This is a genomic window from Parafrankia colletiae (assembly GCF_001854655.1).
GTDB classification, from domain to species: Bacteria; Actinomycetota; Actinomycetes; order Frankiales; family Frankiaceae; genus Parafrankia; species Parafrankia colletiae.
Genome location: NZ_MBLM01000002.1, coordinates 517,236 through 544,201 on the forward strand (window position 1 = coordinate 517,236; position 26,966 = coordinate 544,201).

A 26,966-nucleotide genomic window follows, 5' to 3' on the forward strand; every position below is an offset into this window, starting at 1 on the left:
TGTCTCCTCCGAAACCATGCGGAGGTGGGTGCAATGGGGCTTCAGGTGGTGACGTTGACGGACAATCTGCGTATGAGACCTGCTGGGGTGACCAATCCCAACGAGCCGAACGAGCCGAACGAGCCAGACACGATCATGGTCGAGACGCTCTCCGACTGCAGCCGGATCGTGGAGACCATCCGCGACAAGGGCCCTGTCATCATGGATCTACGCGCCATCGAGGCCGCGGATGCCCAGCGAGTCCGCGACTACGTCATCGGCGCGGCCTTCGCGCTGCGCGCCGAGGCATCCACACTCGGCGTCGGCGTCTACCTGGTCGCCGGACAAGATCTTCCCGCAGAGCAGGAACAGCAGCTCCGTCACCGCTACAGCTCCTGATCAACTCCACCCAGGACCCGCCCCAGCCACGGCAGGGGTTGCTACAAACGGCCGATTTCCTGGGCCACAGAGGCGCCGCAGGCGCCCGTCGGGGGGCTTCGGGGGGACGTCCCCCCGGCTAGCATTACGGCTGCGCCGCAGGCGATCCGAAGGATCGACAAGCACGCGGAATCAGCGCGTGGGCGCGGCAGGGATCGAACCTGCGACCACTCGCTTGTAAGGCGAGCGCTCTCCCGCTGAGCTACGCGCCCGGGATGGTGCCAGCCTACGCAACGCAGGGCCAGCACCGGTGACATCTGGCTGCTCGCGCGGCTCTCCTCCGCATCAGGAGGTTCACCGTGCCAGGAGGCAACGTTAGCGGATGATCGCGAGCCGTGGGTCAGGAGACGGGACGAGGCCTGCCGAACATACGGGTGAGGGCCGCGTCGACATCGGCTGCCAGGTCGCTGGAGCGCGCCGCCGGCTCGGCCGAACGATCTGCGGGCGGCGGCGCATCCACCCGAGGTTCTCCGGTGGTCTCCTTGTCCTTCTGGGCGCCTGCCGCGCTCACGTCCACTACGCACGAGTCCGCTGGGTTGACATCGGCAGGGCGGGCAGCGGCGGGCTGCGGCGGATTGGCCGCAGGTGGCGTGGACGGTTCCAGAAGGTGGAGTTGGGCGGTTGCCGACGCCGGACGTCGGGACGTCTGCAGCTGCGGTGATCGCGGTGACGGTGGGCGCTGATGCAGCGGGAGGTGGCCGGACCCGTCGGGCGGTCCGGACGCCTCCGGAGCCGGCAACGGGGAGGCAGGCGTGGGCTCCTTGCGCGCCCCGCAGTCGCGGCAGAGGACTGTTCCGAGGGCCTTGGCGAGGCGGGTGGAGGCACACCGGTCGCACCGGTCAAGGACCGTGTCCCATTCCGGGGCGGGGCGGCAGGTCGGGCAGACCAGGACCTGCTCGCCGTTGACGACCACACGGTGCCAGGGGCTCGCTCCCCGGACCGGGTCGGTCTGACGTGAGCTGCAGCGGAAACACGGCATGAGGTTCACCGTCCTCGGAGTCCGGCGGAGCACGTGGCCGCACCCGACCTCGCGGGGCTCCCACACGGGCCCCGCACGGGGCCCGTGGGCCCACATGAGGTTTCCGTGCGGGAGCCCGACGGAGCAGGGTAACCCGCCCGCCGGCTCGTCAGAGCTACAGCGAGGCGAGTGCCTTGAGGTACTCGGCCTGGTCACGTGCGTCCGGAATGTTGTTGACGACCTTCCAGCGCACCTTGCCCTCCTTGTCGATGATGAAGGTCCCGCGCAGGGAGATGCCCTTCTCCTCGTTGAAGACTCCGTAGGCCTTGGCCACCTCACCGTGCGGCCAGAAGTCGGCGAGCAGGGGGAACTCGTAGCCCTGCTGGTCGGCCCACACCTTGTGGGCGAAGGCGGAGTCGACGGAGATGGCCAGCACCTGCACGTCGTCGTTCTGGAAGGAGCCCAGGTCGTCCCGGACGGAGCACAGCTCGCCCTGGCAGACGCCGGTGAAGGTCAGCGGGTAGAAAAGGAGCACGACGTTGCGGCGGCCCCGGAAGTCGGACAGGGTGACAACCTCGTTGTTCTGGTCCTTCAACGAGAAGTCAGGGGCGACGGCTCCGACGTCGACGGTCACGAGCTCTTCCTCTCGATTGCGGTTAGGTTGCGCGTCCTGGGGTGCTGCTCGACCTCACAGTCTTCGCGACCTGTCGGGTCTCTCCGCCAGCATGCCACCGCGGGAGGCGGCCTTGGCGCCCGCCCGCTGCCGGTGTGCCGGAGCCGGGACGTCCGCGGTGCCCTGCCGGCAGCGCCCACCAGTGCGCAGGCCTGGCCGTCCGACGCGACAGCTCCAGGTCGGCGGGGTGGGCCCGCCGCGACGGGGCCCGTGGGCCTCCAGGGCACGCGGGCTTCCCAGAGGCCACATCGACGCACACAACGGCCGATCTACAGGTTGYCGCGCAACCCGATCCGGGGACGCCGATCCGGCCGGGCGACGTCCGATCGACGAGGACGTCCAGCCGGTCGGGGGCGGAGGCGCCCCACCCACAGGACTCGAATCCGAGGGGTATCGGGAAGGATACGGAACGCACATTTCCGGTCAAGGATCCGACAGAAAGGCGCGGGAGCAGGTTTCTGTGACTCCGGTGCCCTAGTCTGACCGGGCAACGGCCACGGTGAACAATCGGGCCGGCCAACACGGAAGACAACTGGCACGGAATGCACGTCCGGCCGGTGATCTGRCCTGTGGCCTTGGCCATGGGCGAGTCCGCGGGGTGGCTGTCGGTCGCCCACGGATGCCGACAGCAGGGAGGTCGTGACCACCTTGACCAATCAGATGCCACCCCCCAGCCCGCCCGGCTGGGGACCCGGCGGCCAGGGAGGCCCCGGTGGGYCACCGCCTGGGCAGGGCGGCACCTTCGGTTCGTTCCCCGGCGGCCAGCCTGGGCCCGRCCCCGGCGGCCCGAGTGGCCCTGGCGGGTACTACGGGGCGGGCGCGCCCGGGCCGGGCGGTCAGCCCCATCCCCCGTATCCGTCGGGCGGAGAGGGTCCGTACCCCCCGCAGCCGTACCCCGGCAACCAGACCTATCCGGTACCCCCGGGATACGGGCCGCCGCCGGTCGGCGCCTCCCCGGTCGGCGCCGGAGTTCTCGGCAAGCGGCGGAACCCGTTCGCGGTCTGGCTCGGTCTCCCGATCATCACGCTGGGCATCTACGGCTTGGTGTGGGTCTATAAGACCAACAAGGAGCTCGCGGCCTACAACCCGCGCATCAAGGTCAATCCGACGCTGTCCCTCCTGGCATTTCTTATTGGTTGGGTTCTGATTGTTCCGCCGTTTGTGGCGGCCTGGCGGCTCGGCACGCGGACCCGCGACGCGCAGCGCGCGGCCGGCGTACCGGAGATCAGCCCGGGGCTGGCCATGGTGCTGTGGCTCATCGGCGGTGGCACTCTCTACCTCCAGTTCGAGATCAACCGAATCTGGAGCCGCTACCCCGGCGCGGTGGAAGGCCAGCAGGTACCGCTGAGCTTCTGAGCCTGTCACGGCAGAGTCATCGATCTGTCCGGTGTGACTTCAGCGCTTCGGGAGGCTCCGGGAGGCTTCAGGAGCGATCCCCGGAGTGCTGAAGACCGCGGCGGCCGGCCGTGACGCAGAGGACGCAGAGGCCGTGACGCAGAGGGAGCTCCGCGCGAGGAACGCGCCGTGCCCGCGCCGTCGCGCCACCGGGCCGAGCCCCGGACCACGGCGGACATCCATGAGTTCCGTGGGCTTCGTGGACGCCTGACCTCACCCGGGCAGGTGAGAGACAACCCGGCCGGACGGCCGATCATCCAGTCTGGCTGGCTCGCGCAGGACGCGTTGCCGCTCAGGCCCCGACCCGCTCTGCCTACCGGCTGGTGGCCCGGCGGGTCGCCAGGGTTCGGAGCGAGCGCAGGCCGCCCGCAGCCGCTCGCCGACGGAGGGCCTGCGCCCTCACGCTCCTACGACGGGCAGCCGGCGCCACCAACCTCCTCGGCACCAGACCGCGCGCTGACGGCAGCGCACCGCCGGGGCCCGGGGCGCGCCGAAGCGGATGACGACGCCACCGTCGCCATCCCCGGCTGGGTACCAGGCGCTCTCAGCGGTGGCGGACCCGCTGCGACTTAGGCGCTGCCAGTCGCATTCCGGCCCATTCGGCCGCGACGCTGACCGTGCTGGTCTGGACCAGGCCCGCGGTGGGCACGGCGTCGAGGACGTCGCTGGGTTCGACGTGGCCCTCGCGACCCGCCTTGGGGGTGAGCAGCCAGATCACGCCTTCCTCGGACAACTGTCTGCGCGCGTCGATGAGGGCGTTGGCAAGATCGCCGTCGTCCTCGCGCCACCAGAGGAGGACGACGTCGATCACGTCGTCGGAGTCCTCCGGAACGAGCTCGGTGCCACTCGCCGTGGTGACCGCGTCAAGCAGGTCCTGGGCGATGTCGTCGTCCTCGTTGAGCGACTGGACCAATGTGCCTGCCGCGACTCCCAGACGTTCCGCACGGCGCTGACCCTCGGCGTTCGCCGCGGTCGGACTCACCCTCCGATACCTCCTGCTCGTCTACACGACACCTCGCGGTGGCGAGGCGCCCCGGTCGTGGGCGGACCGGTCGACGACGATCCGCTCTCGCGCCCCGCCGTGGGCCTAGTCCACCGGACCATCCGGTGGGTGCGCAAGTGCCACGCCGGGGGTTGTGGACAAGCAGGGGGATGCCGGCCGTTCCACAACGATCTCCGCTGACACAATCTCGCTACCGTCAGGCCGTCCCGTCAACCCGTGCCGGCAAACCCACCGACATGATGTCACCATTGGCCCAACCTGCGGGTATGTGATGTCCGACCTCTCGGAACCCGTCCGTCCGGCCAGAGGGCTGTCACCAGGCCCGACCGGGGTCGCAGCTGCAGCGACTTGCCGCCGGAGGCCGCAGGCGGCGGGCCGTCAGCCAGGAAGGAAGGACAACCGGACAGTCCGTTCGGGGTTGTCCACATTCAGGTCGACCAGGGCTACCGACTGCCAGGTGCCGAGAGCGAGCTGGCCGTCCAGGACGGGCACCGTCAGCGAAGGTGGCACGATGGCCGGCATCACGTGTGATCTGCCGTGTCCTCGTGAGCCGTGTGCGTGTCGCCAGCGGTCGTCGGCGGGCAGCAGGGTGGCCAGGGCGGCGAGGAGGTCCTCGTCGCTGCCGGCGCCAAGCTCGAGGATCGCCACCCCGGCGGTCGCGTGCGGGACGAAGACGGACAGCAGCCCGTCTCCGCGCCCGGCGGCGAACTCCGCGGCCGCGGCGGTGAGGTCGACGATCCGGTCGTGACGTCCGGTGTGCACCGTCATCGTGGTCGTCTCCACGGCGATGTCCTCTCCTTCGCGATGCGCGTTCGCTGTGCGGTCCCCCACTCGATCCCCCAATCCGAGGGTGTTTCTTTCGCGTGGTCCGACCGGTCGGATATGTCACACCGGTTACGCGATAGGCGCACGACGGCATGCCCGCAGCCAGCCCCACGGCCCGGCTCGACGTGCACGGTCCGGAGTCGGGTACCGGTCCGAAGCATCCACGACCAGCGACCCCGGACCGACCCACCTCCATCAGATACGACACAACGTCGCCGCCTCTCGACAGGTGGTCATATCGCGGGTGTTGATCAGGTGATATGAGGTCACGACGATGCAGTTTTGCTACCGCTCGGTAGGCAGGGCGTGCGTGACGGCCGTGTCGAGACGGAGCACGATAGTGAGAGGGCATCGGCACAGGAGCTACGGAGAGCAGGAGTTTGGCGTGGCGCAGGACACAACGCGGAAGTTCTCGGTGATCACCGACGGGCTCCCGAGCCAGTTGCCGGACATCGATCCGTCCGAAACCAGCGAATGGCTCGAGTCCCTCGACGCCGTCATCGAGGAGTCCGGGCGGGGCCGGGCACGGTTCCTCATGCTCAAACTCCTCGAGCGCGCACGTGAGAAGGCCGTCGGTGTACCCGGCCTGACCAGTACGGACTTCCTCAACACGATCCCGCCCGAGCGGGAGCCCTGGTTCCCGGGCGACGAACACGTGGAGCGGCGCATCCGCGCCTACATCCGGTGGAACGCCGCCATCATGGTGAGCCGCGCAAACCGGCCCGAATACAACGTCGGTGGCCACATCGCGACATATGCGTCGAGCGCCAGCCTGTACGAGGTCGGCTTCAACCACTTCTTTCGCGGCAAGGATCACCTGACCTCCTCCCCCGGCAGCGACTCCGGCGACCAGATCTTCATCCAGGGTCACGCCTCGCCCGGCATCTACGCGCGGGCGTTCCTCGAGGGCCGTCTCACCGAGGCGCAGCTGGACGCGTTCCGCCGCGAGGGCGAGCCGGGCGGGCTGTCGTCCTACCCGCACCCGCGCCTGATGCCGGAGTTCTGGGAGTTCCCGACCGTGTCGATGGGGCTGGGCCCGATCGACGCGATCTACCAGGCACGCTTCAACCGCTACCTGCTCAACCGCCAGATCAAGGACACGTCGCGCAGCAAGGTGTGGGCGTTCCTGGGTGACGGCGAGATGGACGAGCCCGAGTCGATCGGGGCGCTCGGCGTCGCCGCCCGCGAGGAGCTGGACAACCTCATCTTCGTGGTCAACTGCAACCTGCAGCGGCTGGACGGCCCGGTCCGCGGCAACGGCAAGATCATGCAGGAGCTGGAGTCGCTGTTCCGGGGCGCCGGCTGGAATGTCATCAAGGTCGTCTGGGGCCGCGACTGGGACCCCCTGCTCGCCCAGGACACCGACGGCGTCCTCGTCCACCGGATGAACACGACCCCGGACGGGCAGTTCCAGACCTACTCGACGTCGTCGGGCGACTACATCCGGGAGCACTTCTTCGGCTCGGACGCCCGCCTGCGCCGGATGGTCGCCGACCTCGGCGACGACGACCTGCGCAAGCTCTCCCGCGGCGGCCACGACTACCGCAAGCTCTACGCGGCCTACAAGGCGGCCACCGAGCACACCGGCCAGCCCACCGTGATCCTCGCCCACACGATCAAGGGCTGGACCCTGGGCAAGGACTTCGAGGGCCGCAACGCCACGCACCAGATGAAGAAGCTCTCGAAGTCGGAGCTGAAGGAGCTGCGCGACCGGCTCTACCTCGAGATCCCGGACTCCGCCCTCGACGGGAACCTGCCCCCGTACTACCGCCCGAGCGCGGACTCCGAGGAGATCCAGTACATGCGGGAGCGCCGGGCCACGCTCGGCGGGTCGATCCCCCGCCGGGTGGTGYGCGCCCGCCCGCTCGCGCAGCCGCCGAAGTCCATCTTCGACGAACTGCGGCGTGGTTCGGGCAAGCAGCCGGTGGCGACCACGATGGCCTTCGTCCGGCTGCTCAAGGACCTGATGAAGACCAAGGAGATGGGTAGCCGTTTCGTGCCCGTCATCCCGGACGAGGCGCGCACGTTCGGCATGGACGCGATGTTCCCCACCGCGAAGATCTACTCGCCGCACGGGCAGCGCTACGAGGCCGTGGACCGGGAGCTGCTGCTGTCCTACCGGGAGTCCGAGACGGGGCAGATGCTGCACGAGGGCATCAGCGAGGCCGGGTCGATGGGCTCGGTGATCGCCGCCGCCTCCGCGTACGCCACACACGGCCAGCACATGATCCCGGTCTACGTCTTCTACTCGATGTTCGGGTTCCAGCGGACCGGCGACCAGATGTGGGCCCTGGGCGACCAGCTCGGCCGGGGGTTCCTCCTCGGTGCCACCGCCGGGCGCACCACGCTCAACGGTGAGGGCCTGCAGCACCAGGACGGGCACTCCCTGCTGCTCGCGTCCACGAACCCCGCCTGTGTCTCCTACGACCCGGCGTTCGCCTTCGAGATCTCGCACATCGTCCGGGACGCGCTCGACCGGATGTACGGCGAGCGGGACGAGAACGTCTTCTACTACCTGACCGTCTACAACGAGCCGGTCCCCCAGCCAGCCGAGCCGGCGGGGCTCGACCAGGCACAGATCCTGGCCGGCATGTACCGCTTCCGCACCGCGGACGCCCTCACCGGCGGCGACGAGGGGTCGGCCGGCGCACCGAGCGACACGTCCACGCCGCGGGCACAGCTGCTCGCCAGCGGCACGGGGATGCGGTGGGCGTTGTCCGCCCAGGAGATGCTGGCCGCCGACTACGGGGTCGCCGCCGACGTGTGGTCGGTGACGTCCTGGAACGAGCTGCGCCGGGAGGCGCTCGGCTGCGAGCGACACAACCTGCTCCGCCCCGAGGAGCCGGCCGCGGTGCCGTATGTCAGCCAGATCCTCGCCGGGGCGCCCGGCCCGGTCGTCGCGGTCTCCGACTGGATGCGGGCCGTGCCGGACCAGATCTCCCGGTGGGTGCCGCAGGCCTACACCTCGCTGGGCACGGACGGTTTCGGCCGGTCCGACACCCGGGCCGCGCTGCGGCGTCACTTCAACGTCGACGCCGAGTCGGTCGTCGTCGCGACCCTGGAGGCGCTGACCCGTTCGGGTGAGGTCGAGCAGGCCGTGGTGGACGACGCGATCCGCCGCTACGGGCTGCGCAAGGACGGCGCGGGCGAGGTCACGGTCGACGCCACCGTGGAGGAGGACGAGCCGGCCGTCGCCGGCTGACGACACACTCTCCGGCGGTCATCCGCCCGGAACACACCCGTCATACGCCCGCCGCGGGAGCGCGGCGGGCGCGTGACGGGCACGCCCGTGGGGGTGACAGCACGCCCTGCCGGTACCGGGCCGCTTCCTCACCGCGACCGCCCCCGGCCCAGTCGCCCTCTCGCAGGGGGACCGACTCGACCCCGGGTGGCGGCCCCGGCCGGCTACGACACGGGGGCACGACTCACTCGGCATCTTCCGGCACGCAGCGTAACCAAACGCGTTCACTACACTCCGCATTCACCGTGCTCCCGCCGTACACCGGCTAGCATCTGTACACCAACGATGCCACCAGCCCAGCGCTCCCTGTGACAAGCTGTCACCGGCAATCGGTTCCGGATTGTCACCGGCGACACTATTGTCTCGGGAGTGACATCTACGGCCAACGGCCACGCGACGCAGTCACGCGTGAGCCGGCGGTCCGCGAAAAGCCGCGGGGCGTGCCCCGCGGTGCAGTGCCCGCCGCGCCACGGCACCGCCCTCACCGGGGGCAGGTGACCGGCCGGCGCGTGGTGCCCCCTGTGTCCGGTGCACCCGCGCGGTTCAACGCCGGCTCAGGCACGCCGCGGCCCGGTCGCCACGAGATCAAGGAGGAGCACGTGTCGCGTGTCCCGAGGAGCACCGGTCCGGTCGCCTTTCCGGCGGCCACCCGCCAGCCGGGCCGGCAGGCATGATCCTCCGGGCTCGCCGCATCGATCGGCTCGAGGAGCACCCGAACCTCCGCGGGATCCTCGGCATCCTCGCGCAGCTGGTGCACACCACGGACAGCGAGCTGGTGTCGCTCGCCGCCATGTGGCGTAACTCCGGCCAGCTCGCCTCCGCCCGGGACAAGGCCCTCGCGCCGGACTCTCCGCTCATCGTGGAGGTCCTCGCCGCGTTCGACGCGCTCTCCGCGATCTACGCCGACGATCTGGCCGGCGCGGAGTTCGTCACCCTCGATCCCGCGATCACCTCCACCGCGCTGCGGGCGATGCGCGACGCACTCGCGGGTGCCTACGCCAAGCCGATCCTCAACCGCTCGGAGTACACCGCCCTTCTGCGGCCCTGGCGGACGGTCTACCCGCGGGTCCGTTCGCACGAACCTGATCTCGGGCCGGCGGCCGCCGATGTGAAGCGGGTCCTGGCGACCCTGCCGCGGCTGGCCCGCCGCTGCCACGACCCGGCCAGTCTCGAGGTGTTCGACGGCCTGCTGGCGACCGTCCTCACCCGGGACGACGAGGCCCACCAGGTGGCGATGGAGCGGGCCTTCGACAGCGCCGTCCTGACCGGCCGGCGGCGGGTGTGGACACTGGTCCGCCGCAGTGCCGCCGAGGGCTTCTGGCGGCTGTGCCCGGCGTGCCGCCGGCTGGCGACCGCACCCGACTCGCTGTCGGACGAGCGGGTGATGGAGCTCTGCGCCGACCTCGCCTGCGCGCTGCTCGTCGAGGACCTGCTCGACCCGCAGGTCTTCGCCCAGCTCACCACCCCGCTGCGGGCACTGATACCGCTTCAGGGCGCCTCAGGAGGCTGACGGCAGCCAGGGACCCCAGGGGACCCAGGAACGCGCGCCCTGCGCGGTCGGGCTGGAGGCCGGCCCGACCGCGCAGCCTGAGGCTCGGACCGGAGACCGCCTGGTCGGGTCCCGGCGACGGCGGGAGATCGCCCAGCGGGCACCGGCCTCGACACCGGGGCACGCCCCGTCCGGACGTCAGGCCGGCCGGTAGACCACCAGGCGGGCCGCACTGGTGGTGACCGCGATCCGGCGGATGCCCTCCGAGACCTCGCCGTCGCTCGCGAACGGTAGCGGCGCGGCCTGACTGGACGAGATCCGCACCCGCTCCACCGTGCGCTGCTCGTAGACACGCGACCGGCCGAGCCGCCCCGTCAGGACGGCGCCGACGAGCCGCAGCCGGGCCAGCGGCGCCTCCGCGTCGACCACCCGCAGGTCGAGCAGGCTCTCGTCGAGACGGGTCCGGTAGGTCGGAGCGAAGCCGTCGGGCATGTAGCGGCCGTTACCGACGAAGATCAGCCATACTCGCCGGGCCTCCCCGTCGATCTCCGCCTCGAAGGGCGAGTCGTTCCAGAGGACCCAGCTCAGCGCGAGCAGCATCGCCGGCCACTTGCCGATGCGGCGTTCGAACCGTTCCCGGACCCGCACCATGTCCGGGTAGCCGCCGAGGCTCGCCGTGTTCACGAAGACCCGGCCGAAACGGGTCCCGCCGGCCCCGAGCCCGTCCACCTGGCCCAGGTCCATCGCGACGGCGGTGCCTTCCCGCACCGCCTTGATGGTGTCCCCCGGCCCGGCCAGGCCGATGTCGGCGGCGAAGTGGTTCAGAGTGCCGGCGGGGAACACCGCGAGCGGCAGGCCCCGGGCGAGCGCCACCGAGGCGGCGGCGCTGATCGTGCCGTCACCGCCGGCGACGCCGAGCACCCGGCTGTGCCCTGCGACGCGCTCGAGGGCGGCGCCGACGTCCTCGCCGGGGCCGACCTCGACGACCTGGGCGCCCGGCAGGTCAGCACGCAGGACGGCGACGAGGTCGTCGTGGTGGCCTGCCCCGGAGCGGGAGTTGACGACCACACCGAGACCCGTCCCGTCCGGCAGCTCGGGGGCCCAGGCCGACGCCGGCCTGGCCCGGGCCGGGGTCCAGGGGCGCCGCGGCATGATCTTCGTGGTGAGCAGGCCGGCGCTGACACCCAGCGCGACGCCGGCCATCACGTCACCCGGGTAGTGGACACCCACGTAGACCCGCGAGAACGCGACGGCCGACGCCAGCGCGGCAACCGGCAGCGCGGCACCGGGCGAGTCCAGCGCGACGCCGGTGGCAAAGGCCGCGGCAGAGGCCGCATGCCCCGACGGGAACGAGAAGGTGGTCAGGTCACGGCCGAGCCGGCGCAGCGGCGGGATCCCGTGGGTGGGCGGCCGGTCCCGGCGGAACAGCAGCTTGGCGGGGCCGTTGGCGGCGGCGCTGGCGATTCCCAGTGCCATGAGGCCGCGCATCGCAGCCGGGCGTCGGCGGCCCTTCGACGCGCCCAGCGCACCCGCCACGCCCCACCAGAGCAGCCCGTGGTCGGCGGCGTGGGAGAGCCGGGGCAGCAGGGGGTCGACCAGGGGCCGGGCACCCGCGATCGAGGAGAACATCGCGCGGTCGACGGCGGTACAGGTCCGCACGAACCGCCGGGCGAGCTCGACGTCGTGCCGCATCAGGAACCGTGCGACGCCGGCGGTCGCGGACGTGTCGCGCGGCGAAACCGGGACACGGTCGAGCAGGAGCGGGAGGCCCTCGCGAAGACGCGGGACGCGGTCGCGAAGGGAGGGTCGCGGAATCCGTCGCGGGGACGTCACGCCGGAACCGTACCCGTTTGCCCGGTACAAACCGACCTTCCGCGCTGCCGTGGACCCACTGGCGGTCCGGCGACGCCTCCGGACCGGCCCACGCCGGACCGGCCCACGCCGGACCAGCCTGGACCGGCGCAGGTCAGACCGGCGTCGGTGTGGCCGCGGCCGAACGCCGCGGCGCGGGGGGCCGCGGGACGCATCCCGGTCGCGGCAGGGGCCGCCGGGGCTCCACCGTGCGGCCGGTGGGCAGGATCTCCCCGGTGTCCTCGAAGAGGATCACACCGTTACAGAGGAGGCTCCAGCCCTGGTCGCAGTGCCGGTTGGTGACCACCGCCGCGTCGTGATCGGCGCTGTCCGCAGCCGGGCACGGCGGGTCGTGAGGGCACCGCCGACGTCCGGCGGAAGGAGCAGAGGAGGGGTCGCCGGACGGCTCTCCGCCCGGCGCTGGCGCCGGCGTGACCGGGGCCTGGTCGAAAACACTTCCTTGGTGCACGAGCACCAGAGGCTACGCCTCTCCGTTAGGCACGTCACACGGGGGCGCCTGTGGGCCCACCGGCGTGTCACAGCCCAGGAGCCCGTCGAGGCTCCTGGGTGGCCGCCCGTTGCGCCGGGGTGTATCTCGGCGTGGCCGCTGCCGACGGCGATCGCTCGGCGCTGCGGCACATCGGTAGATTGCAGCCCGACGCCGAGCGTTCGGCCTGCCTGGACCGCAGGATTGGTCCGGACGAGGACTGCACGCCACGCCGGGTGAAAGCCACAACGGACGAAGGTCGCTCAGTTCCCCACGTGCCCACCTCGACCAGCCGGGGCAACCAGGCCGGTGCGGGGCCGGGCCACGGGTCCGGCCGCCGTCCTGTCTGCTCCAGGCCTGTGGGGGGTCACGCATGGTGAACGACTGGCGTACCGCCGGCGCCGCTGGTACGAGCACTGACGACGCGGGCTCCGGCAGCACGGGCTCCGACAGCGCGCTCCCGCAGGCCGTCGGCCGGCCGGAGGTCTCCGTCGTCATGCCGTGTCTCAACGAGGCCGGGTCCGTCGGCATCTGCGTCGGCAAGGCGCTGGCGGGTCTGTCCGCGGCCGGGGTCGCCGGTGAGGTCGTCGTCGTGGACAACGGGTCGACGGACGGGTCCGCCGCCGTCGCGACGGCGGCCGGCGCGCGGGTCGTGGCCGAGTCGAGACGCGGCTACGGCAACGCCTACCTGGCCGGTTTCGCGGCCGCACGGGGCCGTTTCCTGGTCATGGGCGACTCGGACGACACCTACGACTTCGCCGACCTCGGCGCCCTGCTCGCGCCGCTGCGCGCCGGCCAGGCCGACTACGTGCTGGGCTCCCGGTTCGCCGGGGAGATTCTTCCCGGGGCGATGCCGTGGCTGCACCGGTACGTGGRCAACCCGGTCCTGACCGGCATCCTCAACCGGCTGTTCGACGTCCGCTCGTCCGACGCCCATTCGGGCATGCGTGCCTTCACGACGGACGCCTACCGGCGGATGCAGCTGCGCTGCGAGGGCATGGAACTGGCCTCCGAGCTCGTCATCGCCGCCGGGCGGGCCGATCTGCGGATCGAGGAGGTGCCGATCACCTACCATCCGCGGGTCGGCGCCTCCAAGCTCCACTCCCTGCGCGACGGCTGGCGCCACCTGCGGTTCATGCTGCTGCTGGCGCCGCGTCACCTCTTCGTGCTGCCCGGCCTCGTCCTGCTGGGGTTGGGCGCCGTCGGCCAGCTGGCGCTCCTGCCCGGTTCGCTGGATCTCGGGTTTCACCGCCTTGACCTGCATTTTTCGGTGTTGTTCGCCCTGTTCACCATTCTCGGCTGGCAGCTGGTGCTGCTCGGTGTGTTCGCGGACGTCCACAACCACGCGGCGGGGTGGCAGGAACGCCGCCGCTGGCCGCTGACGTCCATTCACCGGCACTTCACCCTGGAACGCGGGCTCGCGCTCGGCGCCGTCCTGTTCACCGCCGGCCTGGCGATCGACGGCTTCGTCCTGGCGCGGTGGCTCGCGAACGCGATGGGGCCGCTCAACGAGCTGCGACCGGCCCTGTTGGCGATGTCGTTGATGGTGCTCGGGGCGCAGACGGCCTTCGGCTCGTTCTTCCTGCGGCTGGTGACCGCGGGGCCGAGCGGCGGGCACGGCCGCTCCGGCTGGGCGCCAGGGGCCGCGGCAGCGGCAGCCACCGGCGCGGCACCCACCGGTGGGGCCCCCTGGCCTGTCGGCGGCAGTACCACCCCCACCCCCGGCACCGATCAGGCCGCGGAAGGCGACGCCGCGACGCCCGGCCTGCCCCGGTCGGGGGCGGCGGCGGTGCCAGACGAGACCGCGGCTCCGGCCAGCGAGGCCGCCATCCGGGGCCAGAGYGGCGGCCGGAGCAGCGCGGATGCTCCGGCCCCCGCGGGCCCACCGGGCACCCCGCTCGGAATTCCCGCGCACCAGCACTGACGACGCGGATCGGTGAACAACGTGATCCACACACACAATCGGGGGCCCGAAGGGGACCATTCGGACAATTTCCGGGATGGATCGTGGACCATGGTTCCTGTGAAGGCACCAGGACAGGCCGGCGCCTCCGGCTCACTCGCGGATCCCGAGGCTCCCGGCGGCGTCGGGCGGCCCGACGACCATGCGCACCAGGCAGCCGGGAGACCCGTGAGCCTGGCCGGGACGCACCGTGCCCGGCCGGATCAGGTACCCGGAAGGGCGGGGCGTGCCGAGCCCTCCGGTGCGCCGGCGCCGGGCCCCGCCGCGACTCCGCCGGGATCAGGGCGTGCGGCCCGTTCCCGGAAGCTCGGGGAGGCGACGGAGGCCGCCCAGGCGCGTTCCGCCGGCGGACGGTCCTCCTTCCTCGTCCGGCATGCCGTGTTCGGAGTCCTGCTGGTCGTCGGCGTTGCGCTGCGCCTCGCCGCCGTGGTCGGCTTCCGGCCGGCATTCGAGTTCAGCGGCGACTCGTACGCGTACATCCGGTTGTCCGAGCTGTCAGAACCCGACCCGATGCGCCCGGCGGGCTATCCGGCGTTCCTGCGGGTGCTGGTCGAGGCCGGTGCGGACCTGTGGGTCGTGCCCGTCGTGCAGCACCTGCTGGGACTCCTGCTGGCGACCGCCCTCTACGCGCTGCTCGTCCACCGCCGGGTCGCGACCCCGATCGCCGCGGTCGCCGCGGCTCCGCTCCTGCTCGACGCCTACCAGGTGGTCATCGAGCACTTCGTGATGGCCGAGACGGTCTTCGCGGCCCTTCTCGTCGCCGCCGTCGTTGCTCTGATGTGGTCCAGGCGCCCGTCAGTCTGGGCGCTCGCCCTCGCCGGGCTGCTCCTCGGCGCCTCCGGCCTGGTGCGCACGATCGGCGTGGCGCTCGGCCTGCTCGCCTTCGGCTACGTCGTCGCGCGACGGCTCGGCTGGCTGCGGGTCTCGGTGTTCGGCGTCTTCCTCGCGGCCCCGCTGATCGCCTACGCCTCCTGGTTCAGCACCGCGCACGGCAGCTTCGGGCTGACCGGCGGTGACGCCGCCTGGCTGTACGGGCGGGTCGCCCCCATCGCCGACTGCGCGAAACTCGACCTGCGGCCCGAGCAGCTCGCCCTGTGCTCACCGCATCCGGTCGGCGAACGGCCCGACCCGAGCTACTACGTCTGGGATCGCAACAGCCCCGCCAACCGGCTCGGCGTCTCCGCCGCCGAACGGGAGGAGCTGCTCAGGGACTTCGCCCGGCAGGTCATCACCGCGCAGCCCACCGACTACCTGAACACGGTCGGCACGGACATCGCGCACTTCTTCCGGCCCGGGCGCCCCATCGGGCCCCAGGACTGGCCCGACGCCACCTGGCGGTTCCCCACCGACGACGAGCCCCGCCACCTGCACAACAGCGAGCCGCTGCTGGGCCTGCAGGGCGAGGCCGACCGGCCCGCGCGCGACTTCGCCCAGCCGTGGGCCGGCGTCCTGCGTTCGTACCAGACCCGCGGCTACACCCCAGGCCCCGCGCTGGCAGCCGCCGCCGGGCTGGGGCTGCTGGCCTGTCTGGCTGCACTGCCGCGCATCGTCCCCGCCGGCCTGCGCGGCGGGGACGGGCGCGCACGGTGGCACGACCTGACCTCCGAGCGCCGCCGGACCGGCCTGGACTGCCTGTTCCTGGTCGCGGCGAGCGCGGCGGTGGTCGTGATCCCCGCCGCGACCGTCTGCTTCGACTACCGGTACATGCTGCCGTTGCTGTTCCTGCTACCGCCGGCAGCAGCTCTCGCGACGCGCCAGGGTCAGCTGCTGGTCCTGGCCTGGCGCGAACGCCGCACCGCCGCGGAGACACCGTGGCGCCTGTCGCCGGGCACCGCACCCGACGACCGCGCCACCCCCGATGCACCGTTCCGCCTTGATGATCCGTTCCTGCCCGTGGGAACGTCGCCGGCAGCCAGCTCCGCCGGCTGGCCCGGTGCAGTCCGCCCACCCGGCCCATCCGCCGCCGCCGGCCCGGCCGGCTCCTTCTACGCCGACCCGCCGACGATTCCCGGGGAGCCGGTCGACGACCATCCCACCGAGCCGCCGGTCGAGCCCGGGCCACCTTCTCCCCCGCCCGGCTCCGGTACCCGTCCTGCTCCCCCGCCCGGCTCCGGTACCCGTCCTGGCCCGGGCGCACGTTCTGGTCCTGGACCGCGGCAGCCGGTGGTACGTCCGCGGGCACGCCAGACCCCGGCGGGCGCGGGCGGCCCTGCGGCGGGCGTGGGGCCCGCCGGGCTACCGAAGCGGCCTCCCGGCGTCACCTACGAGGCCAGGGAACGCCAGCGCCGGCCGTCCGGCGACGGCACCTCCGACCAGGGCCCGACGGCCCCCGTGCCCGCCCGGCCGACACGGCCCCCGGTGAGTCGCGGCCCGGATGCCCGGATGCCGACGCCGGCCGCCCGGACATCCACGCCCGAGGCCCGTTCCGGCGGGAGCGCCGAGCGAGTGAGGCCCCGCCGATCTCCCGGGGCAGCCGGGAGCCAGGCGCCCGGCCGGCAGGACGGCTGGGACCAGCCCACCACGCCCCCGGACGACAGCGGAGGCGGAGAACAGCCGCCAGCAGGCGGCCAGCCGACATCCGGCTGACGCCCGCTCAGTACCAGACGCCCGCTCAGTACCAGGCGAGAAGGCGGGGTCCCTCGATCCGCGGACACGCGTCGACGACCACGTCCAGGCCGGCCTCACGGGCCCTGGCCTGGGCGGCCTCGTCGCGGACGCCGAGCTGCGTCCACACCGCGCCCGCGCCGATCTTCACCGCCTCGTCGATCACCGGGCCCACCAGGTCGGACCGGACGAACAGGTCCACCACGTCGACCGGGAAGGGGATGTCGCGCAGTGTCGGATAGCCCTGTTCACCGTCGATGACCGGTGCCGACGGATGGACCGGGATCGTCCGCCGGCCGTGCTGGCGCAGGTAGGCGGCGACGCCGTAGGCCGCACGCGCGGTGTTCTCCGACAGCCCGACCACTGCCCAGACCCTGGTGTCGGCGAGGACCCTGCGGACGACCTCGTCCGTGTTCTCCGTCATGGACGGTGTCAACCCGCCGCCGCGTGCGGGCAATCCCGGCGGGGCGGCCGGACCGGCCGGCGTCGCACCGTCAGGCCGGCTGCGGCGGGGCGGGTCGGCGTCCGGCAGCGGCCAGCACGATCTCAGGAGTGAGATCGGCGACCCGGTCGACCTGCGCGGATGCCAGGGCGAGCGCCTCGGGGCCGGGCGGGAAGTGCTCGTTCGGGACGGCGACGACCACGATGCCGGCCGCCGCGGCGGCGCGCAGCCCGTTGGCCGAGTCCTCCACCGCGACCGCCGCTCCGGCGGGCACGCCGAGCCGCCGGACGGCTTCCAGGTACACGTCCGGGGCCGGCTTGCCCCGGGGCACCTCTTCGGAGGAGATGGTGTGCCGGAACTCCCTGCGCAGGCCGGACCGGTCCAGAACCAGGTCGATGAGCACCCGTGGTGACGAGCTCGCCAGGCCGAGCGGCCAACGTGCGGCCATGGCCCGCACCGCCGCGACGGCACCGGGCAGCAGCGGCGGATCGTCACCATAGCGAGCGGCGACGCGGCCGCGGACCTCGGCCGCGATCTCCTCGGCGCTGTCGCCGGCGCCCAGCTCAACCAGGTAGGCGGACCACTCCGCGGTCGACATTCCCATCATCCGGGCGGTGCTGTCGTCGGCCCACCGCCCGCCGCGCTCGGCGACGAAGGCCTGGCGCACCTCGTCCCAGACCTGCTCCGAATCGAGCAGCACCCCGTCGAGATCGAAGATGACGGCGGCGACCTGCCCGGCCCCGGATGCGGGTGTGGGAGCGGGAGAAGCGGCTGGTGGTGCGGGAGGGGTCACCGGGCCATCCTTACCGCTCCGGTTCCGGGCGGCGGCCCCGGCTGCCGGAAAGCTCACCTGCCGGCCGGCCGTCCCGACGCAAAGCGATATGATCAAGGGATGCACAACGCGCGTCGCGGTCCACGGCCGGCCCTCGGCCGGCCGGCCGCCCCGTCCGTCTCCCGCCACCGCCCGGCGGGCGGTCCCCGCCGATGAGCGACAAGCACGAGGTGACGCTCTCCGCCTCGGCCGAGCGAGATCTGGCGAAGCTTCCCGAGCTCCTCGGCGCCGAGGTGCGCCGGTTCCTCGACGGACCGCTGCGCAACGATCCCCGCAAGGCCGGCGCACCGCTCGTGGGTGAGCAGCAGGTCGGAATGTTCGAAGCCGCGGCGCGCGGCTGGCGGATGCTCTACCGGGTGGACGCGAACACCCGCACGGTCCGGGTGATGCTCGTCGGCCGGCGGCAGAACGCTCCCCGCCTGCCCTTCGGCGGTGGCGGCCCCCCGCGGCGGTGACGCGCCGGCCGAACGAGCCCGCGGCTGCCCGGCCGACACGTCCCGTCAGACGTCAGGTGACGTTCACACCGAAGTCGAGGRCGATGCCTCGCAGGCCGGACGCATACCCCTGGCCCACAGCCCGGAACTTCCACTCGTTGCCATAGCGGTACAGCTCGCCGAAGATCATGGCCGTCTCGGTGGACGCATCCTCAGTGAGGTCGTAGCGGGCGACCTCGGCGCCGGTGGTCGCGTCGGAGACCCGGATGAAGGCGTTGCGCACCTGCCCGAAGGTCTGCCGCCGCGCGTCGGCGTCGTAGATGGACACGGCGAAGACGACCTTGGTCGCCTGCGGCGCCAGGAGGCGCAGGTCCACGGTGATCTGCTCGTCGTCCCCACCGCCACCACCGACGAGGTTGTCGCCGAGATGGGTGACAGCACCGTCCGGGCTGACCAGGTTGTTGAAGAAGACGAAGTGGCTGTCCGACAGCACGCGCCCCGTATCGCCCACCACGATGGCGGAGGCATCGAGGTCGTACGGCGCTCCCGTGGTCTRCCGGACCTGCCAGCCGAGCCCGACGGTCACGGCCGTGAGGTTCGGCGCGACCTTGGTGAGCGACACGTTGGCGCCTTTGGACAGCGACACCGAATTCATGCCGGAAGCCTAGCCCGCGCCACGCCGGTCGCGCAGCCCCGCCCAGCCGATTCCGATCGCCGACCGGGCCCGGCCACGCCAGGTGCCGGTGTGGCCCACCGCGGCGGACCACACCGGCCCGCAAGGAGCGGGAACGACCCCGGCTAGGGTCCTCGAAGTGGAGATCCGCCAGCCGCCAGTCCCGGCGCCTGCCGACTCGGGGATGATCCGGCGGCGCAAGGCCCTGGCGCTCACCCAGCCGCTGCACGACCTGGACGCCCGCAAGTCCTATCTGGACGGCGGCGACTTCGAGGTCTACGCGATGGCCGAGCTCGCCCTGCATGCCATCGACCTGGTCACGGTCGCGATGGACTTCGACCGCGGGGCGGACCACGAGCAGGTGCTGCGCAGGCTCGTGCCGCTGACCGCCGCCCAGGCGCCCGAACGGTCACGCGCCGAACACGAGCGGGTCGCGCGCTGGGTGCTGAGCAATCTGATCAACGTGGGCAGCGTGGACCGCGGCTTCGACGTCATCTACGGCACCTACCGGCCGGACGGGCGGTACGTGCGGCGGCGGTTCGACTTCAAGCTTCTCGTCGAGCTGACGGACGCGGGCGGGGAGCTGTACCTGCGCGCCACCGACGAAGCGGTGACCGTGCTGATCGGCGCTCTGGACACGGATGTGACCTCGGCGCAGATCGCCGCGGAGGTGACGCTCGACAACCTCATCCGCCGGGGCAGGCTGGCGGATGCCAGATCGGCGGCGGAGGCGGCGCGGTACCGCACGGTCCAGTACGCGGAGCAGCTACGCCGGCAGCTCGACGCGACCCGGCGCAACATTCTCGCCGTCGACTGGCTGCGCACCGTTCCGGCTCTGCTTGACGAGGCGCTTGGCCACGTGGAGCAGCGCTACCGTCACGAGAACGCGATCCTGACCCACATCCGCCGCTACCGCGACGCCGCGGACGACGCGGACCACAAACGGCAGGCCGCCGAGCTCGTCGCCATCGTGACGGACTGCATCCGCCGCCACACCCAGCTGCAGGCCCGCCTCCTGGAGGCCGGCGCCGTCTTCCGGRCCGAGCAGGACCGCCAGCAGTTCGCGGACGCCCCCTCCCGCGACGGAGTGGACCTCTACACGCAGGTCCTCATGCCCGTCCTCACGCTGCCCGGCGTGACGGCCCTGCGCCCGGCGATGGCCTTCTTCCCCGGAGCTGTGGGCGCCCGCACGCCGCGCGCGATGCGCCTGGTCGACCTGGTCGGCGGGCTCCTGGCTCCGCCCGTGGAGCAGGAGCCGCTCGGGCCGCCGGTCACCGAGACGGATCTCGTCCCGCTGCGGGAGCCCGAGAGGTACGACGACGAGACGTGGGCGCTTGCGACGACGATCATGGACATCCCGCCGGAGTCGCCACGGCGGCTCTCGGAACTGCTGGAACAGGCCAGGATCTCCGGCGGGCCGGATGTCGCGGAGCTGGTGGCGCTGCTCGCCGTGCACGCGTTGAGCCCGCAGATCTCCACCGCCGCCCGCCAGGGAGACACCGTCGTGACCGTCGCCTGCGCCGACGGAACCGACCTTGACGACCCCTGGTTCGGCGGGGCGGACCTCCTCGTCGGCCGGGTCGGCATCACCGCCGCCGCCCAGGCTGCCCCCGCCGACGTGACCGTCGTGGCCGACGACCCGGCATCAGCACACGATCTCAGCCGGACCGTCGCATGATCTCTCTCGACCAGGAATCCGCGCCGTCCGATCCCGGTTCTGGCCCTGACCCTGACCTTGACCCTGGCCCGGTTCCTCGCCCGAACCCGAGCGAGGGCGGCGAGAGCCGGCCCGAGCGCGGCGTGCGCCAGCGGCATGACGACGCCTACGACGCGGGGCGGCTCATCGCCTACGGCCTGCGGCCGAAGCTGGTGCCGGCGCGGGACACGCGGTACGCCGAACTTGTCCGGCGCTATCTGCGGGACGAGGAGTTCGCCGCGCTCACCCGGGCCACGGCCGCCGGGCTCGGGCTGGTCGTGCTGGACGTGGCCGAGCGCGCCGGGCTGGTTGCGGGCGGCGCCGAGGAGTCGGTGTTCACCGTCCGCATGAGCGACTACGCCCGGCGGGCGGGCGGCGAGCACCGGTCGGCCGAGCGGCTGCTGCACGCGATCGGTCAGCTCGCCGTCGCCGCACTTGCCTTCCCCCGGCCAGCCGACCTTCTCGACGACACCTATGTCGGACGGGTCAGCGTCGACGGCGTGGACGCGTTCGTCCGCGAGGCCTGCCGGCTGCTGGACGAACGGGTCTGCGCCGACCCTGGCGCCGAACTCGACCCACGCGGGACCGGCGACGACCGGGCGCTGGAGGCGGCATGGCGGCTGTACGCGCGCCGCCCAGCGGCCGGAACGACCAGGGACACCCGTCGCCTGGCCGGTTCGACCACCGGGATCGTCGCCCGGGCGATGGGGTTCCTTGCCGAATCCGGCTGCCTGGTGCCCGTCAGTGACCAGGCCGGCGGCACCTTCCGCACCACGGCGCGGTACCAGATCCAGGTGCGTGAGCTTGCCGCCGACGCCGCTCTGGAAGAGCTCCTCGGCCTCGGCGTGGTGACGGTGAGCGACGGTTCCGGAGGTGTTCGGGTTCTCGCCGGCACACCCGTCCTGCCCGGCACCGACGCGGCTGGAGGCGGACCGGCCGGTACCGGCCAGCAGGCCGGAACGCAGGCGGGCGCCGAGGCGACCGCACCGGATCACGCGGCGGGCCGACCACAGGGTCCGGAGGTGGGCGATGTTTGAGCTGTCCAAGGTTCGGCTCCATGCGATCGGGCCGCCCGGCGCGCGGTTCGGCGACGTCCTGCTCGATTTCTCCGGGGTCGGTGCTCCGGTGACCGGCCATCGCCAGCATGGGCTCTTCGCCGCGGACATCGGCCGTTCCGCCGGCGACAGCGACGTTCAGGACACAGCCACATCCCGGAACGGCAGCCCGAACGGCAGCCCGCCTGCCAGCCGCAACGCCCCAGCCACCGGCAACCGCCCGCCCGATCCCGATCCCGGCCTCGCACCCGGTCCCAGCCCCGGTGCCAGCCCCGACCGCGGCAGCCCGGACGGGAGCGGCGCCGTCCGGCCGTCGCCGGCCTCGGTGCTGTTCCTGGAGAACGGCGGCGGCAAGAGCGTCCTGATGAAGCTGATCTTCTCGGTCGTGCTGCCCGGGCGCCGCCAGGTGGTGGGTACGTCGAACGGCCGCGTCCTCGACAACTTCGTGTTGTCCCGGGACTGCGGGCATGTGATCTGCGAATGGCAGCATGCCGTCACCGGCGAGCGGGTTGTCACCGGCAAGGCGAGCGAGTGGCGCGGCAGGCCCGGCGGGGACTCGTCCCGTCTCGCCGAGGCCTGGTACGCGTTCCGGCCCGGCCCGCGAATGGACATCACGACCCTTCCCCTGGTCCAGGACGGCCGGTTGGTCACGTTCACCGGCTTCCGCTCCCGGCTGACGGACGCCGGGGCGACCGACCCCGCGCTGGCGCTTGTCTGGGAGACGAGTCAGAGCGCCTGGAGCGAGCATCTCGACGCGCTGGGGCTGGATCCGGAGCTGTTCCGCTACCAGCGGGCGATGAACGCGGGCGAGGGCGAGGCGGCCGAGGCGTTCGCCTTCAACAGCGACGAGCAGTTCGTCGACTTCCTGCTCCGCGCGGTGACGCCGCCGGAGGACCCGGCGGGTGTCGCCGATGTCGTCGACGGCTACGCGGCCAAGCTTGCCGCGCGAGCAGCGCTGGACGCCGAGCGCGAGTTCGTCGCCGGCGCACTGGAGCGGCTCACACCACTGGTGGAGACCGTCCGCGCGCGCGGGGCGTCGGACGCCCGGCTGCGGGCGCTGCGCGAGGCGGTCCGCCTTGCGGCGGCCGGCGTCGACGCGACGATCGCCCTGGCGGATGCCGGGGCGCTGACGCTGGGCACCCGCGGTGAGCGGGCCCGGGCCGCCGTCGACGCGGCCGAGCAGGCCCGGTCGCGGGCGGCGGACGACGAGTCGGCCGCGCGGCTGCGGGTGGCCGAGCTGCGCCTGGCCGAGGCCGAGGCGACCCGCGACGCGCTGGTCGAACGACACGCCGAGGTCACCGAGGAGCTGGACGCCTGGCGGGCGGCCGAGGACGTCCTGCGGCTCGCGGCGGCGTCCGGTGAGGCCGCGCGGCTCACCCGGCTGGTGGCGGACGCCGAGTCACGGTCCGCTCCGGCCCTGGCCGAGCGGGACGCCGCCGCGCGGGAGCTGGTGGCCGGGCTGGCCCGGCTCACCGCCGCAGCCCGGGCGGAGGAGTCCCGCGCCCGGGCGGGTGCGGCGGCGCACGACCTTGCCGCCGAGTCGGCGGCGGCGGCTGACCGGGTCGCCGCGGACGCGGCAGCGACCGCCCGGGCAGGCGCCGCCGCCCTGCGCGACCGGCGGGAACGCACCGCACGGGAGGTGGCCGACGCGGTGCGGGCCGGGCTGCTCGCCGAGGCCGGCGACCCGGGCCAGGTGGCGGCCGAGGCCGTCGCGGCCGCCCGCCGCGCGGACGACGCCCGGGCCGCCGTCCAGGAGGCGCTCGCTGCCGCCACCCGCTCCACCGACCGTGAGCAGGCGCAGGACCTCGCACGGGCCGCCGAACGTGGCCTGGATGCCGCGGGCGGCGAGCTGGCCAGGCTGACCGCAGACCTGAACGCGGCGCTGGCAGCCGCGGACGCGCTCACCGCGGACGGCCGGGTCGCAGCCCTGCTCGGGCTGGCCACGGATGACGGCGACCGGGTGGCCGACCTGGATGTCGACGCCGAGGCGGCGCTGGATGCCCTGGCCGCCGCGGTCCGGGCGGCCGAGGAGCGCCAGCTGGCGCTGTCCGTCGACACCGAGGCGGATCTGCGCGTCCTCAACGCGCTCGGTGACGGTGACCTGCGTCCCGCGCGGGCCGCGGTCTGCGCGGTGCTGGACGCGCTCGCGCGGGCCGGGATCCCAGCGGTCTCCGGCTGGCACCATCTCGCCCACCATGTCGACGAGAACGCGCGGGACCAGGTGCTGCGGGCCCGCCCCGACCTGGTCGACGGGGTTGTCCTGCCCCCCGGCTGGGACGTCGGCACCGCCCGCGAGGTGGTGGCGCGGGCGCGGCTGCTGCCCGACTGCGCGGTGGTCGTCGGCGCCGCGGAACTACTGGCACCCCCGCGCCCGCCCGACGCCTCCGGCACGTCCGGCGAGGGTGCGGAGCAGGCCTTTCTCATCCCGCCGAATCCCGCGCTGTACGACGTCGCCGCGGCCGCCGCCGAGCGGGCGGCGATCCGGCGCCGACACGACGAACGCAGTACGCAGGCCGCCGAGCTGAGCGCCCGGGCCCGTAGCGACCGCGAACTCGCCGCGGGAATCGCCGGCTGGCGACGGGCCCACCCGCCCGGGTGGGTGCCGGCACTGCGTGACGCAGTGCGCGCGGCCCGCGGCGCGGCGGACGTCGCCGCGGATGCCCTGGCCGACGCCCGGGCGCGGGTTGCCGAGGCCACGCACGCGGCGGAGCTCGCCGTGGCCGAGGTCGACCGGCTACGCGCCGCCGAGCAGGAGTGCTCCGCGCAGGCCGCCGCCCTGGACCGCCTCGTACGGGTCGTGGGTGAGTCCGCGGGGCTGGACGAGGAGATCGCCCGGCTGGAGGCGGTTGCGGCCGAGCAGTCCGCCGAGGCCGAGCGCCGGCGGGCCCGCGCCGCGGTCTCCCGCCAGGCGGCGCAGGAGGCGCTGCGCCGTGCCGATGACGCCGCCCGCAACGCCCAGGCGGCGCTGGCCGAGTCCGCGCTGGTGATGGGCGCCGGTGATCTGACGGTGGACGATGCGGCGGATGGCGCGGCCGGGGAGCTTCCAGCGGGGCTCGCGGTGGGCCCGGCAGAGCACCGTGCGGGCGGCGACGCACTGTCGGCGGAATCTGCCGGCCCGCCGGTACAGGATGCTGGCCCGCCGGTGCAGGTGCCGGTGCTGCGGGCGGCCTACGAGGCGGCCGAGCGGGTCTACGCCCAGGTGGAGGTCGGTGCGGACCTGCGCGGTGAGCTCGACCGGGCGCGGCGGGCGGAGGCGGCGGCGCGCGGCGGTGTCGACGGGCTGCCGGTGGCCGTCCGCGACCGGTGCGCTGCCCTGCTCGCCGGGCCGAGCGGCGGTGACACCGCATCGCGGGCGGCCGCCCAGGCCGCCGCCCGGCGCGTCGCGGCCGATCTCGGGCGTGAGCTGGACGCGGCGCGCGAGCGGCTCGGCGGGCTGCGCCAGGAGATGCACCACACGGCGGGCCGGGTGCGCACCTCCGGCGCGCGTCCGCTCGCGCCGGGTGAGGGCCCGCTGACTCTCGACGAGGCACTGGACTGGCAGGGGACCCGGCGCGAGGCCCGCCACCGCGCCGAGGAGGGTGTCCGGGCCGCCCAGGCCGCGTTCGAGGACCTTCAGCGGGACACGGCAGACCACGAGCGGGAACGGGAGGCGTTCCGGACGGCCGCCGGCTCGCTGGCGGACCTCCTCGCCGACGCGGAGACGGAAGGCACGGCTGGCAGCGACGAGGGCGCCTCGCGGGACGGAGGCCCGGTCGCCGAGCCGTTCGCCGGTGACGCTGCTGCGGCCGCCGCGATGGCCCGTGAGCTGCGGTCCACCTGGCGGCAGGCGGTGGCCGCGCACGGGGAGGCGGCCAGCCGGGTCCGGGCGGCGGCGGACGCCGTCGCGTCCTGGGCGGCGAGCGGCCGGTTCGAGTCGGTGCGCTCACCGGCCCGCAGGCAGATGGTGCGGGCGGGACGGGACGCCGTCGCCGCGCACGCCGAGGACTGGGCCGCCGCCCTGGCACCGCGGCTGCGGAGCCTGGACGACGACCTGGCCCACATCGGCCGTAACCGGGCCGCCATCGTCGCCCGGCTGGAGGGGATGGTGCGCTCGGCGCTCGGCACCCTGCGCTCGGCGCAGCGGCTGTCGCGCCTGCCCGACGAGCTCGGCGACTGGTCGGGGCAGGAGTTCCTGCGGATCAGCTTCGCCGAGCCCGACCCGGTCGCGTTGACGGAGGCCCTCGGCGAGGTCGTCGACGCCGCCGCGCAGGGCTCGACGTCCTCAACGGCCTCGACGGCAGGCGGACGGCGGGACGGGATGACCCTGCTCCTGCGCGGCGTGCGCGCGGCGCTGCCCGGCGGCGTCCGGGTGGAGATCCTCAAACCGGACGCGGTGCTGCGCACCGAGCGGGTCCGGGTCTCGCAGCTCGGCGACGTCTTCTCCGGCGGCCAGCAGCTGACAGCGGCGATCATCCTCTACTGCACGATGGCCGCACTGCGCGCGAACGACCGCGGCCGGCTACGTGCCCGGCACGCCGGGGTGCTGTTCCTCGACAACCCGATCGGCCGCGCGAGCGCCAGCTATCTGCTGGATCTGCAGCTCGCCGTGGCGGAGCGCCTCGGCGTCCAGCTGATCTACACCACCGGGCTGTTCGACACCACGGCGCTGAGCGCGTTCCGGCTGGTCATCCGGCTGCGCAACGACGCCGACCTGCGCGCCGGCATGAAGTACCTGCGGGTACAGGAACTGCTGCGTCCGGGGCTCACACCGGCCCGAGCCCCGGACGGGCCCGCGGTCGCCGGCATGGTCACCGCGTCCCGCGTGTTCCGGCGAACGCACCCCACGGCGGTCAGCTAGCGCCGGCCGGCGGGGACGCGGCTGCTCCAGCCGGCGAGGCACGAGCGCACCGCTAGTGCGTTGACCAGGAACTTTTCCGGTTGTGGGTGGG

Annotated in this window: 18 protein-coding genes and 1 tRNA gene; 10 read left to right on the forward strand and 9 right to left on the reverse strand. The window is 73.2% G+C overall.

What is annotated here, in order from left to right; genetic code table 11:
- Positions 1-87: 87 nt before the first annotated feature.
- Positions 88-378 (forward strand): cell division protein SepF, encoded by a 291-nt coding sequence (locus tag CC117_RS02260; protein WP_071081995.1) that lies wholly within the window; start codon positions 88-90, stop codon positions 376-378.
- Positions 379-557: 179 nt separating this feature from the next.
- On the opposite strand, the gene CC117_RS02265 is transcribed toward CC117_RS02260, so the two are convergent.
- Together CC117_RS02265 and CC117_RS02275 are read right to left on the reverse strand one after the other, a co-directional pair.
- Positions 558-629: transfer RNA gene (locus tag CC117_RS02265), tRNA-Val, on the reverse strand.
- Positions 630-1,550: 921 nt separating this feature from the next.
- Positions 1,551-2,009 carry a peroxiredoxin gene (locus CC117_RS02275; RefSeq protein ID WP_018635884.1) on the reverse strand — a complete coding sequence of 153 codons (459 nt, stop codon included), beginning with the start codon at positions 2,007-2,009 and terminating at the stop codon, positions 1,551-1,553.
- A 678-nt stretch (positions 2,010-2,687) separates the two neighbouring features.
- Between CC117_RS02275 and CC117_RS02280 the strand changes: the two genes are divergently transcribed.
- The gene (locus CC117_RS02280; RefSeq protein ID WP_241829742.1) at positions 2,688-3,404 is read left to right on the forward strand and encodes a DUF4234 domain-containing protein; all 717 of its coding nucleotides are present in this window, start codon (positions 2,688-2,690) and stop codon (positions 3,402-3,404) included.
- A gap of 583 nt (positions 3,405-3,987) precedes the next feature.
- On the opposite strand, the gene CC117_RS02285 is transcribed toward CC117_RS02280, so the two are convergent.
- Positions 3,988-4,425, reverse strand: a complete 438-nt coding sequence (locus CC117_RS02285; RefSeq protein ID WP_071081996.1) for a DUF3052 domain-containing protein — start codon at positions 4,423-4,425, stop codon at positions 3,988-3,990.
- 399 nt (positions 4,426-4,824) lie between these two features.
- Positions 4,825-5,214 (reverse strand): YjbQ family protein, encoded by a 390-nt coding sequence (locus CC117_RS02290; protein WP_071082082.1) that lies wholly within the window; start codon positions 5,212-5,214, stop codon positions 4,825-4,827.
- A gap of 442 nt (positions 5,215-5,656) precedes the next feature.
- Between CC117_RS02290 and aceE the strand changes: the two genes are divergently transcribed.
- Together aceE and CC117_RS02300 are read left to right on the forward strand one after the other, a co-directional pair.
- Positions 5,657-8,473 (forward strand): pyruvate dehydrogenase (acetyl-transferring), homodimeric type, encoded by a 2,817-nt coding sequence (gene aceE, locus CC117_RS02295; RefSeq protein ID WP_071081997.1) that lies wholly within the window; start codon positions 5,657-5,659, stop codon positions 8,471-8,473.
- 709 nt (positions 8,474-9,182) lie between these two features.
- Positions 9,183-10,022: a hypothetical protein gene (locus CC117_RS02300; protein WP_071081998.1), complete on the forward strand. Its 840-nt coding sequence runs from the start codon at positions 9,183-9,185 to the stop codon at positions 10,020-10,022.
- 177 nt (positions 10,023-10,199) lie between these two features.
- On the opposite strand, the gene CC117_RS02305 is transcribed toward CC117_RS02300, so the two are convergent.
- Positions 10,200-11,693: a bifunctional phosphatase PAP2/diacylglycerol kinase family protein gene (locus CC117_RS02305; RefSeq protein WP_071082083.1), complete on the reverse strand. Its 1,494-nt coding sequence runs from the start codon at positions 11,691-11,693 to the stop codon at positions 10,200-10,202.
- Between the two features lie 274 nt (positions 11,694-11,967).
- Positions 11,968-12,327, reverse strand: coding sequence for a DUF5999 family protein (locus CC117_RS39720; protein ID WP_321572575.1), 360 nt, complete (start codon positions 12,325-12,327; stop codon positions 11,968-11,970).
- Between the two features lie 385 nt (positions 12,328-12,712).
- Here CC117_RS39720 and CC117_RS02315 point away from each other — a divergent pair, with 385 nt between their 5' ends.
- Together CC117_RS02315 and CC117_RS02320 are read left to right on the forward strand one after the other, a co-directional pair.
- Positions 12,713-14,263 carry a glycosyltransferase family 2 protein gene (locus CC117_RS02315; RefSeq protein ID WP_071081999.1) on the forward strand — a complete coding sequence of 517 codons (1,551 nt, stop codon included), beginning with the start codon at positions 12,713-12,715 and terminating at the stop codon, positions 14,261-14,263.
- A 90-nt stretch (positions 14,264-14,353) separates the two neighbouring features.
- Positions 14,354-16,888 (forward strand): hypothetical protein, encoded by a 2,535-nt coding sequence (locus CC117_RS02320; protein WP_241829743.1) that lies wholly within the window; start codon positions 14,354-14,356, stop codon positions 16,886-16,888.
- 25 nt (positions 16,889-16,913) lie between these two features.
- Here the strand turns inward: CC117_RS02320 and CC117_RS02325 are convergent, their stop codons facing one another.
- On the reverse strand, positions 16,914-17,330 hold the full coding sequence (locus CC117_RS02325) for a CoA-binding protein (protein ID WP_071082000.1): 417 nt from the start codon (positions 17,328-17,330) through the stop codon (positions 16,914-16,916).
- Positions 17,331-17,400: 70 nt separating this feature from the next.
- Entirely contained in the window at positions 17,401-18,141 is a 741-nt protein-coding gene (locus CC117_RS02330; protein ID WP_071082001.1) for an HAD family hydrolase, read from the reverse strand.
- A 191-nt stretch (positions 18,142-18,332) separates the two neighbouring features.
- On the opposite strand from CC117_RS02330, the gene CC117_RS02335 reads away from it, so the two are divergent.
- Complete coding sequence (locus tag CC117_RS02335) at positions 18,333-18,635, forward strand: type II toxin-antitoxin system RelE family toxin (protein ID WP_018635872.1); 303 nt, start codon at positions 18,333-18,335, stop codon at positions 18,633-18,635.
- Positions 18,636-18,687: 52 nt separating this feature from the next.
- Here the strand turns inward: CC117_RS02335 and CC117_RS02340 are convergent, their stop codons facing one another.
- Entirely contained in the window at positions 18,688-19,269 is a 582-nt protein-coding gene (locus CC117_RS02340; RefSeq protein ID WP_071082002.1) for a TerD family protein, read from the reverse strand.
- Between the two features lie 202 nt (positions 19,270-19,471).
- Between CC117_RS02340 and CC117_RS02345 the strand changes: the two genes are divergently transcribed.
- Genes CC117_RS02345 through CC117_RS02355 form a run of 3 tightly spaced genes read left to right on the forward strand, consistent with a single transcriptional unit; the run spans position 19,472 to position 26,875 of the window.
- Positions 19,472-20,965 carry a hypothetical protein gene (locus CC117_RS02345; protein WP_198541697.1) on the forward strand — a complete coding sequence of 498 codons (1,494 nt, stop codon included), beginning with the start codon at positions 19,472-19,474 and terminating at the stop codon, positions 20,963-20,965.
- Positions 20,962-22,020, forward strand: a complete 1,059-nt coding sequence (locus tag CC117_RS02350; protein ID WP_241829744.1) for a hypothetical protein — start codon at positions 20,962-20,964, stop codon at positions 22,018-22,020. Before CC117_RS02345 ends, CC117_RS02350 begins: the two co-directional genes overlap by 4 nt.
- Positions 22,013-26,875, forward strand: coding sequence for a hypothetical protein (locus CC117_RS02355; RefSeq protein ID WP_071082005.1), 4,863 nt, complete (start codon positions 22,013-22,015; stop codon positions 26,873-26,875). Before CC117_RS02350 ends, CC117_RS02355 begins: the two co-directional genes overlap by 8 nt.
- Positions 26,876-26,966: the final 91 nt, after the last annotated feature.

Excerpts from the sequence above, each read along its gene's own strand:
- CC117_RS02320 (WP_241829743.1), top strand. The coding sequence starts at position 14,354 with ATGGTTCCTGTGAAGGCACCAGGACAGGCCGGCGCCTCCGGCTCACTC.
- CC117_RS02350 (WP_241829744.1), top strand. The coding sequence starts at position 20,962 with ATGATCTCTCTCGACCAGGAATCCGCGCCGTCCGATCCCGGTTCTGGC.
- CC117_RS02335 (WP_018635872.1), top strand. The coding sequence starts at position 18,333 with ATGAGCGACAAGCACGAGGTGACGCTCTCCGCCTCGGCCGAGCGAGAT.
- CC117_RS02290 (WP_071082082.1), bottom strand. The coding sequence starts at position 5,214 with ATGACGGTGCACACCGGACGTCACGACCGGATCGTCGACCTCACCGCC.
- CC117_RS02355 (WP_071082005.1), top strand. The coding sequence starts at position 22,013 with ATGTTTGAGCTGTCCAAGGTTCGGCTCCATGCGATCGGGCCGCCCGGC.
- CC117_RS02300 (WP_071081998.1), top strand. The coding sequence starts at position 9,183 with ATGATCCTCCGGGCTCGCCGCATCGATCGGCTCGAGGAGCACCCGAAC.
- CC117_RS02325 (WP_071082000.1), bottom strand. The coding sequence starts at position 17,330 with ATGACGGAGAACACGGACGAGGTCGTCCGCAGGGTCCTCGCCGACACC.
- CC117_RS02305 (WP_071082083.1), bottom strand. The coding sequence starts at position 11,693 with ATGCGGCACGACGTCGAGCTCGCCCGGCGGTTCGTGCGGACCTGTACC.